Raw genomic sequence first — 14,610 nt, 5'->3', positions numbered from 1 at the left:
CGGCAAATCCATGAGCGAGAACAGGCGTTGATTGTCCGCAAGACCGCGTCCTACAGCAATGACCGTAACTGACAGGAATGATGACAGTCCGGCCACGCTGATACCCGTAGCAGCTGACGAAGTCTGCGTCCGGCTGCGCCAGCAGCTGCAACGGATGATTGATCAACGGGCTGGCGGGTTCTCACCGAGCGGCACCACCGCCATGGTCAGGCGCGATACGCAACTGGCCTTGCCTTCATCGCTGGTCAGGCGAATGTCCCAGACGTGGGTCGTACGCCCGATGTGAATCGGTTTGGCCACCGCCGTCACCCGCCCGCTGCGCAAGCCGCGCAAGTGGTTGGCGTTGATCTCCAGGCCCACGCAGTAAAACTTGCTGGCGTCGATGCACAGGTAACTGGCCATGGAACCCACGGATTCGGCCAGCACCACCGAAGCGCCGCCGTGCAGCAAGCCGTAAGGCTGGTGGGTGCGATGGTCGATGACCATGCTGGCGGTCAATGACTCTTCATCGAAGGCTTCAAAGCGGATGTCCAGCACTTCGCCGATGGTGTTTTTCTGGATTGCGTTCAACTGTTCGATGTTGGGGGTGGTGCGCCACAGACTCATCGCTGATTTCCTTGTTGGTTTTGTTTGTGACTCAATCCTGCCACAGCACCGCTTCGCTGCGCTCGCTCCATTCTTCGAACTGCCCGCCATAAGCGGCTTCGATGACGTTGCGTTTGATCTTCAAGGTGGGCGTGAGAAAGCCGTTTTCCACGGCCCAGCTGTCCTTGACCACCACCAGACGCCGCAAGCGTTCGTGCTTGTCGAGTGCGCCATTGACCTCTTCGAGCAGTTTTTCCAGGCTTGAATGCAAGCCTGCCCGCGCCTCCTGTTGACCGACAGCCGAGAGCACGCAAAGCCCCAACGGCGCACTCAACCCATCACCGACCACACAGACCTGTTCGATCCGCGAATGCACCGCCAGGCGATTTTCAATCGGTGCCGGCGCCACGTATTTGCCCTTGCTGGTCTTGAAGATTTCCTTCAAGCGTCCGGTCAGGCGCAGGTTGCCGTCGGCGTCCTCTTCCCCTTTGTCGCCGGTACGCAGGAAACCGTCCTCGGTGATGGTATCTGCGGTTTTCTGCGGTTCCTTGAAATAGCCGAGCATGGTCGCACCACTGCGCACCAGCACCTCGCCTGACTCATCAATGCGCACTTCGACCTCGGGGCAAGGCTTGCCGATCCAGCCCGGTTTGTTCTGGCCCGGCAGGCAAATGTGCGAGTAACCGCAGCTTTCGGTCATGCCGTAGACCTCCAGCACATCAAGCCCGAGTTTGCGGTACCACAGCAGCAAGGTTTGCGGCACCGGCGCCGCGCCGGACAAAGCCACGCGCAGAGCATCGAGCCCCAGCCCGGCGAGCACCTTGTGCCCTACCCGCTTGCCGATAATCGGCAAGCCGAGCAGGAAATCGAGGCGTTTCGCCGGGATCTTGCTGTACACGCCCATCTGGAATTTGGTCCAGATCCGCGGTACGCCGAACAGCGCCGTCGGCCGGGCACGTTGCAGATCGGTAAGGAAGGTGTCGAGGCTCTCGGCAAAAAAAACGGTTTGCCCGGTATAGATCGCCGCCATTTCGACGAACATCCGTTCGGCCACATGGCACAGCGGCAGGTACGAGAGCAGGCGGTCCGACTCGTTAAGGCCGAACAACGAGGTACCGCGCGTAGTGGCGAAACCCAGGTTGCCTAAGCTGTGCATCACGCCTTTCGGCATGCCCGTGGTGCCGGAGGTGTAGATGATCGTCGCCAGTTGATCGGCGGCAGGTTTGGGGTCGTCCTGAATCGGCGAGCTGTGTTGCAGGTCGGCCCAACTGAAATCGAAGGTGCCCGGCGGATGAAGCGGCAGACTGATTGTTGGCAGGTCCGGGCTGACCCCACGGGACATGCCCGGCCAATCGTCGAGTTTGCCAATGAACGCCAATGCCGCTTCCGAATGCTCCAGCACCTGGGCCACGGATTCGGCCGTCAGGTTTGGGTAAAGCGGCACCGAGACATGACCGGCCATCCAGATCGCCAGGTCGGCAATGATCCAGTGCGCGCAGTTTTTTGAGATAAGGGCGATATGGCTGCCTTGGGGCAATTCCCGCGCCCGCAGCCAATGTGCCGCGCATCGGGCCTGATGGCCGACGTCGGCCCAGGTCAGCGTCTCGACTTGACCACCGCCAATGGGCTGAACCAAAAAACGCTGGCGAGGATGTCGGGCCTCACGCTCGTAGAAAACGTCCAGCGGCAAACGAAAGGCAGCAGACATGCGACTCGCTCCTGTTTTTTTGGTCTGGAGCAAGCGTAGTCAACCAAGCAAGTGCTTGGTTGATATTTTGTAAGAAAAAATAGATCAAAGGATCGCAGCCTTCGGCAGCTCCTACTGCACATTTCTATGCAGGAACTGCCGAAGGCTGCGATCTTTGTTTTCAGGGATGCTTGATGCTATCGAGCGTCATGGATCCGACCAGCAGCTCCTCACCCTTGAGTTCCGCCAGCCCGGCGGTGCTGACGCGCTCCGGTGGATGCCCGGCGCCATGCTGCAAGTAACTCAGCAGGTTGCCCACCAGCGGGTTGTGACTGACCAGCAGCACATCGCTCACCGCCACCATCTGCTCGGCGACCTTGTCCGGTTCGGTGTCTGGGGTGAGCCATTCGACCGTGCGGATTTCCGGTTCGAAACCCAATGCTTCGCGCACCAGTTGCGCCGTTTGCTGTGCCCGCAGGTACGGGCTGGCGTAGATGGCAGTCAGCGGTTGCCCGATCAACTTTGCAGCGCTGCTCAGCACTTCTTTTCGACCGTGCTCCGTCAGTTCTCGCTCGGAATCGCTGGAGCGAGAGCCGTGTGGCACGGCTTCACCATGACGCAATACCCAGAGTTTCATAGCTTGGGTTCCTCATCTCGGGCCGGATGCGGTGCTGGCGCCACGACGTGCGGCGCTTCACCTTCCGGCGTACGCGGCGTCGGCCAATCGGCGAACGGCCAAGGCTTCTGGTCGCTGTGAAAACTGCCGAAACGACCGATCTGCGCCAGGAACTGGCTCAGACTGTCGCCGAAGTTCATCAAACTGGCGCTCGGGGCGCCGTAAATCAAACGATAGATCAACTGCACCAGCACCACGGCGCCAAGGATGAACTGCGCCACCTGCCAGACCAGCACAAAGACGATCATCCACAGCACTCGCAGCAAAATGGATTCGTACTTGGCTTCTACTTTCTGATCGTTCATGTCTCGCTCCGTTCCGGTTAAGTCGTGGGCTCAGTTGAAACCGCTGGTGGAAATAAAGTCGACGTCGGTCTTCGGTTCGCCGCGCATCAGCAGCCCGATCACCTGTTCAAGCGTGCGCCCTTCAAACAGAATCGCATGCAGCCCGGCGACCAGTGGCATGTATACGCCCACTTCCTGGGACTTGGCCTTGAGCACCTTGAGGGTGTTCACACCCTCCGCCACTTCACCCAGGCGATTGACCGCCTCGTCCAGGCTCAAGCCCTGGCCGAGGGCAAAGCCGACCTGATAGTTGCGGCTTTTGGGCGACGAGCAGGTCACGATCAAATCGCCCACGCCTGCCAGGCCCAGGAAGGTCATCGGGTTGGCCCCCTGATTCACCGCGAAGCGGGTCATTTCCGCCAGTGCCCGGGTGATCAGCATGCTCTTGGTGTTTTCGCCCATGTTCAGCGCCACCGCCATGCCGGCGATGATCGCGTAGACGTTTTTCAGCGCCCCGCCCAACTCCACGCCAAAACGGTCGGCGCTGGCGTAGACGCGGAAAGTGCGGCCATGCAGTACGGCCTGAACCTGCTCGCAGAGTGCTTCGTCTTCGCTGGCGACTACTGTGGCGGTCAGCGCATGTTCGGCGATTTCACGGGCCAGGTTCGGCCCGGACAACACGCCGATGCGCGCTTGCGGGGCGATCTCTTCGAGAATCTGGCTCATCAGTTTGAAGGTGTGAGCTTCGATGCCTTTGGTCAGGCTCACCAGCATCTTGCCGCGCAAACGCTCAGCGTGCGGCGCCAGCACCGAGCGCAGCGCGCTGGACGGCAACGCCACGAAACTCAGGTCGCAAGCGTCGAGGGTGGCTTGCAGGTCGGTGACCGGTGTCACGCCGGGCAAAATCTTGATGCCCTTGAGGTAACGCGGGTTCTCACGATTGACCCGAATGGCCTCGGCCTGTTCGGGATCACGCATCCACTGCAGCACCTGATGCCCGTTCTCGGCCAGCAGGTTTGCCACGGCGGTACCAAAACTTCCGCCTCCCAGGACCGCAATCGGGCGCTGTTCAGTCATATGTATTCCGTTAATCCATACCAGTGGCGATGTCGGCATTATACGGAGCGCCCCCGTGTCGGCCAGCCCCTGCGTCAATTACCGGCGCGTGTTGAAAGAAGTCGGATAAAACCGAGGAAAATGCTGACATCGTGACTGGAAAAGTCATCGGCCTCGGTTAACATGCGCGCCATCACTCGTTAACAAGGATGTGTTGTGTCACTGGGCTCCCCTTCACCTCGCTCGCCGTTGGTACTGGCGCTGGTCTTCAGCTCGCCCGTGCTGGCCGACGATTTGTTCCTCGACAGTGAGCCGTTGCCGCAAGTACTGACGGCGACGCGCCTGAAACAGTCGCCGGCCGCTGTACCGGGGAGCATGACAGTGATCGACAGCGCGCTCATCAACGCCAGCGGCGCCCGGGACATCAGTGAAGTGCTGCGGTTGGTGCCGGGCATGATGGTAGGCAACATCAGCGGCAATCAGGCGACGGTGAACTATCACGGCACCAGCGCCAGCGAAGCACGGCGCATGCAGGTGTTGATCGATGGCCGCTCGGTGTATCGCGCCGGCCTGGCCACGGTGGACTGGAGCGATATTCCGGTGGCCATGGAAGATATCGAACGCATCGAAGTTTTCCGCGGCCCGAACACCGTCAGTTATGGCGCCAATGCGCTGATGGCCGTGGTCAATATCATCACTCGCAACCCGGCCGACAGCCATGGCACGCGAATGAAAGTCACCCGCGGCCAGCGCGGCATCAACGACTTCTACGCCAGCCAGGGTTTGGGTTGGGCTGACGGTGATTTGCGCTTGTCGCTGTCCGGTCAACAAGACGACGGCTTCGACACCGACCGCACTGGCGCCGATTATCGCGACAGCCGCCGTTTGAACCGATTCAACCTGGCCGTCAGCCAGACGCTCGACGAGCGCCAAAGCATCGATTGGCAATTGAACGCCAAAGAAGCCAACAACCAGCGGCCGTATACCTACCGCCCGGTGTTTTCAGGGATTACCCGCGCCGGCGACAATTCCGACGTCACCGCCAAGGATTACGCCGGTTCATTGCGCTGGAACCTCGACCTCAATCCCGATCACAGCCTGTATGTTCAGGGCTCGGCCCAGCATTGGGATCGCCAGCAAACCTGGCGCGCGTGCGATGCCGAGGTGTCGTTCAGTCCGCAACTGACCGAGCTTTGGCAGCTCAACCCGAATTACACCGAACGTCTGGCACGCAACATCGAACGCTTTACCGGGCCTGGCGCTCCTCCCGGCGATCCGGCCCAGCAAGCGCTGGCCAACCAGGCGCTCGACCAATGGCGCAACGGCGCCCGGCAGACCCTGTGCGGTGACATCGACCAAAGCACCCGCGAAACCCGCTACGACCTGGAGTTGCAGGACACGTTGAGCCTGTCCGATAGTCTGCGACTGGTCAGCGGCTTGAACTATCGTTACGACCGGGCAGACTCCGAGACCTACTTCAATGGCACGCTCGATGACACCACGTGGCGGGCCTTCGGCCAACTCGAGTGGCGCGCCAGCGAACACTGGTTGCTGCAAGGCGGCGCGATGTTCGAAGACACGCAGTTGATCGGCAGCTCGCTGACCCCGCGCGTGGCGGTCAATTACCTGATCAACCCGCGCCACGGCTTGCGGGCGGTGTACTCCGAAGCGATCCGTTCGCCGGATATGTTCGAGAACAGCGTCAACTGGAGTTACCGCGTCACCAACCTGCAACCGGCGGCCTATGGCCAGACCAGCGCCCGTTACTTCGTAAAAACCCGCGGCCCCGGCGATCTCGACCAGGAACACATGCGCTCTCGTGAGCTGGGCTACAACGGTTACTTTGCCGAACAGCGGCTGGCGGTCGATGTGAAACTGTTCTACGACGAAATCACCGGGATGATCAGCGAACCGCTGCGCAACAATCAGTTCATCGCCAGCAACGCCAACACCGCACGTTTTTCGGGAACGGAAACCCAACTCGACTGGAGAGTCGGCGACGCTGACCGCCTGCGCTTTACCTATGCTTACGTGGACGCCGACGCAAGCAGCCCACAGGATGTGCAACAGACCGCTCGCAACAGTGGCTCCGCCGGCTGGATGCGCGACTGGGGCCAAGGCTGGAACAGCGCGCTTTTCTATTATGGTGACGACGCACTGAACGGCTATCGCTTCGAACGTATCGACACGCGCATCGCCAAACGTATCCGCTTGGGCAAGGCCAGCCTGGAACTGGCCGGCGTACTCCAGCAGCGCCTGGATCATCAACCCACCACCTTCGTCGACAATAATTATGACGAGCGTCGCGTGATGTACTTCAGCGCGGAGCTGGCGCTTTAAGATGGCGCAGTGTCCGCCACGCCAGACGCCAGGCCTGGGCCATTTGTTGGCCATGCTGTGCCTGGTGATCAGTGGCTGGCTCGGCAGTTTTTCGGCAAACGCCGCGGACATTCTGTTGACCGGGGCCGAAGACAGCGCCGGCGTGCAATCCTTCGTCCAGGCGCTGCGCGAGTTGCGCCCCGCCGACACGGTGCGTTTTCAGCCGCTGGCCAATCTGCCGGCGCCCGGAAAATTACCGGCGGACACCCGTTTGATCCTGCTCGATTTGCCGAGCCTCGACTGGCGCCAGCAGGACCACCAAGGCCCGGCCACCCTCGTGCTGCGCATCAGCCGCCTGCAAGCCCGGCAACACCTGGGCGACGCCCTGCCCCCGCGCCTTAGCCTGCTGTGGAGCGATCCGCCGCTGGATCGCCAATTACGCCTGACCCGAATCCTCCTGCCGCAAGTGAAACGGGTGGGCGTGCTGTATGACAACCACAGCGAATTCCTTTTGAAGGAGCTGCGTCAGGCTGCACACACACTGGGGCTTGAGGTGGTCACCGAACGCTGGGACAACACCCAGGACAGTCGCCCGCTGCAAACCTTGCTGGACAACAGCGACGTACTGCTTGGCCTCGATGACCCCGATCTGTACAACTCGAAAACCGCAAAAAACCTGTTACTCAGCAGCTATGCCCGACAACTGGCGCTGATCGGCCCCAATGCGGGCTTCGTCAAGGCAGGAAGCCTGGCCAGCAGCTACAGCGATCAAAATGACTGGCTGGTGATTCTCGATCAATTGCTCGACCGACCGCCGGCCACTTGGCCACGCACGTACTATCCAACGCGTTTCAAAGTCTCAAGCAATCCGCAGGTGGCTCGTTCATTAGGTATTGAACAGATAAACGAAGCGTCTGTCGCAACACTGTTGGCTGAAGGAGAACGCCACCCATGACCTTCCGTCGCCGTTGGGACATCAACACCCGCACCCAGATCATCAGCCTCGGTCCGGCCCTGCTGCTGACGTTGCTGTTGATCAGTTTCTTTACCTTCGTGCGGATTCAGGACCTGCGTCAGGAGCTCAATCACACCGGCCAGCTCATCGCCAACCAACTGGCGCCCGCCACGGAATACGGGGTGATCTCCGGCAACAATGAAGTGCTTGAAAGCTTGCTCAAGGCCACGCTCGCCACGCCCAACGTGCGCTTTCTGGAGATTCAGGACAGTGCCAACCGGATTCTGGTGTACGTCGAGCAGCCGTCGGCAGACCACAGCCGCCCGCATCAGGTCGAAGTGTTCCAGGCGCCCGTGCGCCTGCAGCGTGTGCCGTTGCACAATGACTTTTTCCAGAACAGCAAGGTCGCCACCACCGCGCCCGCCGAGGATTATCTGGGCCGGGTGATTGTCGGTCTGTCCAACGATGCCTTCAGTCAGCGCCAGCAGGAAATCCTGTTCAAGGCAGCTATCTTGGCGCTGTTCGCCCTGCTGTTTACCTTCCTGCTGGCCCGGCGTCTGGCCGGGAGCCTGTCGCAACCGATCCGAGATATCGGCAACGCGGTCAAGGCGATCCAGGACGGCGACTACAAGACACCGCTGCCCATCGTTGACGACACCGAACTGGGCGCGCTGTCGCAACACATCAACAACCTCGCCAGCGGCCTCGAACAGGCCAGCCGCGAGCAGCATCAAGCGATGGCCCAGTTGATCCAGACCCGCGAAGAAGCGGAAAAGGCCAACAACGCCAAGTCCGACTTCCTGGCCATGATGAGCCACGAATTGCGCACGCCCATGAATGGCGTGCTGGGCATGCTGCAACTGCTGGAAACCACCGAAATGACCGAAGAGCAGGTCGAGTACGCGGCGCTGGCCTCGGAGTCCACCGAACACTTGCTCAAGGTCATCAACGACATTCTCGACTTCTCGCGCATCGAACGCTCGGAACTGGAGCTGGAACACATCCCGTTCAACCTGGCTGACCTGATCAGCGCCTGCGCCCAATCGTTCCAACACAGCGCAGCACAACGCGGGCTCGAATTGCAGTTGCAGATCCCCGAGGACATGCGCGCATTGCAGGTTCAGGGCGATCCGACGCGCATCCGCCAGATTCTGGTGAACCTGGTCGGCAACGCGTTGAAGTTCACCGAGCAGGGCCGCGTGACCATCGAACCGCAGTGGCAATCGCTGGATCACGAATTGTTGTGGTTTACCTGCAGCGTGCGCGACAGCGGCATCGGTATTCCGGCCGACAGCCTGGAGTTGATGTTCAACGCGTTCCAACAGGCCGACAGTTCTATTTCAAGACGCTACGGCGGCACCGGCCTGGGCCTGCCGATTGCCCGCACGCTCGCGGAGCGCATGGGCGGAACCCTGCGAGCGCAGAGCGAAGAAGGCCGTGGTTCGGTGTTCACCCTGGAAATTCCGCTGGCGCTCTATCAACAGGCATTGCCTGTCCTGACAGCACGCACGCCCACGGGTGACGGCGATGGCGAGGGGCGCAATTTGCTGCTGGTCGAGGACAACCCGGTCAATCAAACCGTCATCGAAGCAATGTTGCGCAGTCTGGGCTTTACTGTGAGCGTCGCCGCCGATGGCGCGCAGGCCGTGCGCAGCGCCGAGAGTCTGATTTTCGAGGCGATTCTGATGGACTGCCGATTGCCGATCATCGACGGCTACGAAGCCACCCGGCAGATCCGCCAATTGCCCGGTTGCACCGACCTGCCGATCATCGCGCTGACCGCAAATGCCTTGCAGGGCGACCGCGAAGCCTGTTTGTCGGCGGGCATGAACGATTACCTGGCCAAGCCGTTCAAACGTAATGATCTACAGCAAATTCTGCAGCGCTGGGTGCAGTAGTACAGGCCTTTCGACCATCTGTGACTGGCGTGAAAGGCGAAAGTGCGGCAGTCTTAGGCACCCGAACAGGCCCGAAAAGGGGCTTGAATAAAAATTTCAGTGCACAAGTGTACATTCATGTCCTTGGTGCTGTGACTTTCACCACAACGCAATAGTCTATGAGTAGGCTGCCGGTTCGAGGCATGAACGCTTCGATCGGCCGGGAAGATTTGCCCCACCTGCCGCATGGGACTATTGAGGAGCTCGCATGACCAAACAAAACGCCTTTACCCGGGAAGATCTGCTGCGCTGCAGTCGCGGTGAGCTGTTCGGCCCAGGTAACGCGCAACTGCCCGCCCCGAACATGCTGATGGTTGATCGCATCACCCTGATCAGCGAAGAGGGTGGCAAGTACGGCAAAGGTGAATTGGTCGCCGAGCTGGATATCAATCCGGACCTGTGGTTCTTCGCTTGCCACTTCGAAGGCGATCCGGTGATGCCGGGCTGCCTGGGCCTCGACGCCATGTGGCAACTGGTCGGCTTCTTCCTCGGCTGGCAAGGCCTGCCGGGCCGTGGCCGTGCGTTGGGTTCGGGCGAAGTGAAATTCTTCGGCCAGGTCCTGCCGACCGCCAAGAAAGTCACCTATAACATCCATATCAAGCGCGTCCTCAAAGGCAAGCTGAACCTGGCCATCGCCGACGGTTCGGTCACTGTCGACGGTCGCGAAATCTACACCGCCGAAGGCCTCCGGGTCGGCGTGTTCACCTCCACTGACAACTTCTAAGGGTTATTCGCATGCGCCGCGTCGTTATCACTGGTCTGGGCATTGTTTCGTGCCTGGGCAATGACAAAGAGACCGTCTCCGCTAACCTGCGTGCAAGCCGCCCTGGCATCCGGTTCAACCCGGAATATGCTGAAATGGGTCTGCGTAGCCAGGTTTCCGGCTCCATTGACCTCAACCTTGAAGAACTGATCGATCGCAAGATCTATCGTTTCGTCGGCCACGCGGCAGCTTATGCCTACCTGGCCATGAAAGACGCCATCACTGACTCCGGCCTGACCGAAGAGCAGGTTTCCAACCCGCGTACCGGCCTGATCGCCGGTTCGGGTGGCGCATCGACCCTGAACCAGATGGAAGCGCTGGACATCCTGCGCGAGAAAGGCGTGAAGCGCGTTGGCCCATACCGTGTAACGCGGACCATGAGCAGCACCGTTTCCGCTTGCCTGGCCACGCCGTTCAAGATCAAAGGCCTGAACTACTCCATCGCTTCTGCCTGTGCCACCAGTGCTCACTGCATCGGTACCGCCATGGAACAGATCCAGATGGGCAAGCAGGACATCGTTTTCGCCGGTGGCGGTGAAGAAGAGCACTGGAGCCAGTCGTTCCTGTTCGACGCGATGGGCGCCCTGTCCAGCAAGCGCAACGACACCCCGGAAAAGGCTTCCCGTGCCTACGACGCTGACCGTGACGGTTTCGTCATCGCCGGCGGTGGCGGCATGGTCGTGGTTGAAGAGCTGGAACACGCTCTGGCCCGCGGCGCGAAGATCTACGCGGAAATCGTTGGCTACGGCGCGACCTCCGACGGCTACGACATGGTTGCCCCAAGTGGCGAAGGCGCGATCCGCTGCATGCAGCAGGCGCTCTCCACCGTCGACACCCCGATCGACTACCTGAACACCCACGGCACTTCGACTCCGGTCGGCGACGTTGCGGAAATGAAAGGTGTGCGTGAAGTGTTCGGCGACAAGGCTCCAGCCATCAGCTCCACCAAGAGCCTGTCGGGTCACTCCCTGGGCGCCGCCGGCGTTCACGAAGCGATCTACTGCATGCTGATGATGGAAGGCAATTTCATTGCCGGTTCCGCCAACATCGACGAGCTGGACCCTGAAGTGGCCGACCTGCCGGTGCTGACCAAGACCCGCGAAAACGCCACCATCAACACCGTGATGAGCAACAGCTTCGGTTTCGGCGGCACTAACGCCACGCTGGTGCTGAAGCGCTGGGAAGGCAAGTAATTTCCCACTGCTGAGCCGCACATGAAAAAGCCCCGACTGGTTCGGGGCTTTTTTGTGCCATCGAGAAACCTGGCGCCAAACGCAACTCCATGTAGGAGCTGCCGAAGGCTGCGATCTTTTGATCTTGTTTATAAAAAATCAACGTCAAAAGATCGCAGCCTTCGGCAGCTCCTACAGGGGCATTTACCGTCTCTGAAGATGAAGCATTTGTCATGAAACCAAAGGCCCTGCGACCGAATGTCGCGGTTTTCGGGGGCTGCAGGACTGTTGCCGTTTTTGCAAAAGTCCCTTTCCAAACTCAGTCGTTTACTTAGCAAGCTACCAAACTCTATAACAGAGTCCTGCACACGCCTTGCTGCAGATAACAGAGATTGGAGCTAGCAGATGACTGTCAAAGTAACTGAACGCGACGATTCACATAAATCCCACGAAGGTGTAGCCGCCGGTATCCGGATCTGGGACGTGCATCAACAAGGTTTGCTGGTCGGGATGTTCCATAACGAGATCGATGCCCACAACTACAAGGCCGAACTTGAAACGCTGGAACACAAACGCGAACTCGCCACCGGCTGAATACCGAACCTGTCAACGCTGCAGCCTGACGGGCTGCAGCGCTCACTGAACGTCAGGCTATATCAATAGAGGCTAGATGGATGCTGCCATCAATTACCTCTGAAGGCACAGCCCCGACGATACGCCCAGACTTAAGTTTGACCACCTCACATCCCCCATCGCCGTGGCCGTCATTCCTGATTGCATATTGAACCGATGAGGAGTGTTGTTTGCTGTAGTCGAAGCTCATGCCACAGGCGATCAGAAAATCGATCTTCGCTTCCGTCAGCTTGATTTCCTCATCGCGCTCACCGTCCTGGACCACATCATAATCCAGACACAAATTGACGCCAAAGGGACAGCCTGGCACGAGGTCGTTCAAGAACGTCCCCTCATAACCACTCGAATCACTGTGTTCGGCTTGTACATTGCTGACGCGCTTGACCTTTACCACCACGTCACCAAAAAGATTGAAGTACCAATAACCCTCTGACATTCCCACATACTTGCCAAAATCAATACCTGAAACATTGCGTTTCGGCCACATCGACATCACCGGTTTATCACCTGCATATTCTTTGTTGGTGATAGCCAGCAAATAATTGATTACATCGTAATAACTGGACTCACCCTCTCCCACCTTGATAAGGGTTGCGCAACTTCCACCCAGTAGAACTATATCGCCGTATTGCTGGGCAGGAAGTGCTTTCATCAACGACACAACGGCAGCAGATACGTGCTCGAGGTAGGCAGAGTTCAGCTCGTGGAGTTCTTCTTCACTGCGAACGACGTGCCAAGGAACGTTCCAGAAAAACTCGGGCAGGGTAAAGAAAAGACACTCAGCGCCAACATGGCGTTCTCGAGCGGCCTTGGCGGCTTCTTTTATTTTCCAGAGCACATGATCAACCCGCGCATCCAGTTCGCTCATCAAATAATCGCTAATGGATAAATAAGACGGCCGCTGTTTTGAAAACTGCGATTTGTAAGTGGGTTGGCGTAACGAAGCAATACTGATCAACATTAAAATATCCTTATATATTAAAGTTCATTCCATTCGTTCTCTCCGGACAGAAACATCACTACTAAGCGAATTATTTTTTTGGCAAAAGAAAACCCGAAAGATCGTATCGATACAATCTTTCGGGCTCAATGTATAAATAAAATCAAGTGCGAGCAAACATGTAAGTTTGCTAGCGCTCGAAATGAATTACCACATTAGGTCATCAGGAATCTGGTAGGCCGCGTACGGATCATCCTCGACACTGACCTCTTCAGTCTTCACGTTCAGTTGCACGATGCGCTGTGGGTCGCGCTCCTGAATCTTCAACGCCGCTTCACGCGGGATGACTTCGTAACCACCGGCGTGATGCACGATGGCCAGCGAACCGTTGCTGAGCTTGTTGCGCATCAGGGTGTTGACCGAGAGGCGCTTGACCTTCTTATCGTCGACGAAGTTGTAGTAATCCTCGGTCGTCAACTTCGGCAGGCGTGTGGCTTCGATCAGTTGCTTGATCTGTGCAACACGGGCCTTGGCCTCGGCTTTTTCTTTCTGCTGGCGATTGAGCTCCTGATCGCGCTTGACCTTTTCGGCCATGGCTTCCTGAGCTGCGCGTTGCTGGGAATCATCCAGTTCAACCTGGCCTTTGTGGGCCAGACGCTGTTGCTTCTGTTTGTCTTTGCTGACCTGCTTGGCCTGCTTCTGGTTGACCAGTCCTGCTTTGAGCAACTGGTCGCGAAGGGAAATGCTCATGGTGCTTATTACTCACTTAGGCAACTGCTCAACCGCAGCTGGGCAAATTCTTTTCCTGACGTTTGGCTTCGCCCCACAAGGCGTCCAACTCTTCGAGGGTGCAATCTTCCATGGGACGGTGGGTGTCGCGCAATGCCTGTTCGATAAAACGGAAGCGCCGCTCGAACTTGCTGTTAGCGCCACGCAGCGCGGTTTCCGGATCAACCTTGAGATGGCGTGCCAGATTGACCACGGAAAACAGCAGATCGCCGAGCTCGTCGGCCACAGCCTGCGGATCATTTTCCGACATCGCTTCGAGCACTTCATCGAGCTCTTCACGTACTTTATCAAGCACCGGCAAAGCGTCCGGCCAGTCGAAACCGACCTGCCCTGCCCGCTTCTGCAATTTTGCTGCGCGTGACAATGCCGGCAACGCACCCGGCACATCGTCGAGCAACGATAACTGTTCAGGCGCCGAGGATTTCTCCGCACGCTCCTCGGCCTTGATCTCTTCCCAGCGCTGCTTGACCTGGTCTTCACTCAGGCGCGGCACATCCAGCGGCGCATAGAGATCGCCCGTCGGGAACACGTGGGGATGACGACGGATCAACTTGCGGGTGATGCTGTCAACCACGCCGGCAAACTCGAAGCGCCCTTCTTCCCGGGCCAGCTGGCTGTAATAAACCACCTGGAACAGCAAATCACCGAGCTCACCCTGCAGATGATCGAAGTCCCCGCGCTCGATGGCATCGGCGACTTCGTAGGCTTCTTCAAGAGTGTGCGGGACAATCGTGGCGTAGGTTTGCTTGATATCCCACGGGCAACCGTACTGCGGATCGCGCAGACGGTTCATGAGGTGAAGCAGGTCTTCAAG

14 protein-coding genes are annotated in these 14,610 nt (G+C 58.7%); 6 read left to right on the top strand and 8 right to left on the bottom strand.

Features of this window, described 5'->3' with window-relative positions; genetic code table 11:
• Positions 1-162 precede the first annotated feature (162 nt).
• The 5 genes from KVG88_RS10775 to KVG88_RS10755 all read right to left on the bottom strand — a co-directional run bounded on the left by KVG88_RS10775 (position 163) and on the right by KVG88_RS10755 (position 4,309).
• On the bottom strand, positions 163-606 hold the full coding sequence (locus KVG88_RS10775; protein WP_095056564.1) for a hotdog fold thioesterase: 444 nt from the start codon (positions 604-606) through the stop codon (positions 163-165).
• A 31-nt stretch (positions 607-637) separates the two neighbouring features.
• Positions 638-2,293 (bottom strand): AMP-binding protein, encoded by a 1,656-nt coding sequence (locus tag KVG88_RS10770; protein WP_217871333.1) that lies wholly within the window; start codon positions 2,291-2,293, stop codon positions 638-640.
• Between the two features lie 160 nt (positions 2,294-2,453).
• Positions 2,454-2,909 carry a phosphohistidine phosphatase SixA gene (sixA, locus tag KVG88_RS10765; protein ID WP_150704361.1) on the bottom strand — a complete coding sequence of 152 codons (456 nt, stop codon included), beginning with the start codon at positions 2,907-2,909 and terminating at the stop codon, positions 2,454-2,456.
• The gene (locus tag KVG88_RS10760) at positions 2,906-3,253 is read right to left on the bottom strand and encodes a DUF4389 domain-containing protein (protein ID WP_150704360.1); all 348 of its coding nucleotides are present in this window, start codon (positions 3,251-3,253) and stop codon (positions 2,906-2,908) included. Before KVG88_RS10760 ends, sixA begins: the two co-directional genes overlap by 4 nt.
• Positions 3,254-3,283: 30 nt before the next feature.
• Positions 3,284-4,309: an NAD(P)H-dependent glycerol-3-phosphate dehydrogenase gene (locus KVG88_RS10755; RefSeq protein ID WP_150704359.1), complete on the bottom strand. Its 1,026-nt coding sequence runs from the start codon at positions 4,307-4,309 to the stop codon at positions 3,284-3,286.
• 195 nt (positions 4,310-4,504) lie between these two features.
• Here KVG88_RS10755 and KVG88_RS10750 point away from each other — a divergent pair, with 195 nt between their 5' ends.
• The 6 genes from KVG88_RS10750 to KVG88_RS10725 all read left to right on the top strand — a co-directional run bounded on the left by KVG88_RS10750 (position 4,505) and on the right by KVG88_RS10725 (position 12,028).
• A complete protein-coding gene (locus KVG88_RS10750) occupies positions 4,505-6,628 on the top strand; it encodes a TonB-dependent receptor plug domain-containing protein (RefSeq protein ID WP_217871332.1) in 2,124 nt (707 codons plus the stop codon).
• A gap of 1 nt (position 6,629) precedes the next feature.
• Entirely contained in the window at positions 6,630-7,562 is a 933-nt protein-coding gene (locus KVG88_RS10745) for an ABC transporter substrate-binding protein (protein ID WP_217871331.1), read from the top strand.
• Positions 7,559-9,460: an ATP-binding protein gene (locus tag KVG88_RS10740; protein ID WP_217871330.1), complete on the top strand. Its 1,902-nt coding sequence runs from the start codon at positions 7,559-7,561 to the stop codon at positions 9,458-9,460. The genes KVG88_RS10745 and KVG88_RS10740 overlap by 4 nt, the downstream gene beginning before the upstream one ends.
• Before the next feature lie 247 nt (positions 9,461-9,707).
• Entirely contained in the window at positions 9,708-10,223 is a 516-nt protein-coding gene (gene fabA / locus KVG88_RS10735) for a 3-hydroxyacyl-[acyl-carrier-protein] dehydratase FabA (RefSeq protein WP_003227150.1), read from the top strand.
• Positions 10,224-10,234: 11 nt separating this feature from the next.
• A complete protein-coding gene (gene fabB, locus KVG88_RS10730) occupies positions 10,235-11,455 on the top strand; it encodes a beta-ketoacyl-ACP synthase I (protein ID WP_007974551.1) in 1,221 nt (406 codons plus the stop codon).
• Between the two features lie 384 nt (positions 11,456-11,839).
• Positions 11,840-12,028: a hypothetical protein gene (locus KVG88_RS10725; protein WP_150704355.1), complete on the top strand. Its 189-nt coding sequence runs from the start codon at positions 11,840-11,842 to the stop codon at positions 12,026-12,028.
• Between the two features lie 52 nt (positions 12,029-12,080).
• Here KVG88_RS10725 and KVG88_RS10720 read toward each other — a convergent pair whose 3' ends face one another.
• From KVG88_RS10720 to mazG, 3 genes are all read right to left on the bottom strand, one after another.
• Positions 12,081-13,028, bottom strand: a complete 948-nt coding sequence (locus KVG88_RS10720; protein WP_217871329.1) for a hypothetical protein — start codon at positions 13,026-13,028, stop codon at positions 12,081-12,083.
• Between the two features lie 186 nt (positions 13,029-13,214).
• Entirely contained in the window at positions 13,215-13,757 is a 543-nt protein-coding gene (locus KVG88_RS10715; RefSeq protein ID WP_150704920.1) for a DUF2058 domain-containing protein, read from the bottom strand.
• Positions 13,758-13,785: 28 nt separating this feature from the next.
• On the bottom strand, positions 13,786-14,610 hold an 825-nt coding region (mazG, locus tag KVG88_RS10710), incomplete at its 5' end, for a nucleoside triphosphate pyrophosphohydrolase (protein WP_217871328.1).

Origin of the sequence: Pseudomonas azerbaijanoccidentalis (genome assembly GCF_019145495.1) — a bacterium.
In the GTDB taxonomy this organism is placed as follows: domain Bacteria; phylum Pseudomonadota; class Gammaproteobacteria; order Pseudomonadales; family Pseudomonadaceae; genus Aquipseudomonas; species Aquipseudomonas azerbaijanoccidentalis.
The sequence above is the reverse complement of the archived record's forward strand: the minus strand, read 5'-3'. Positions and strand labels throughout refer to the sequence as shown.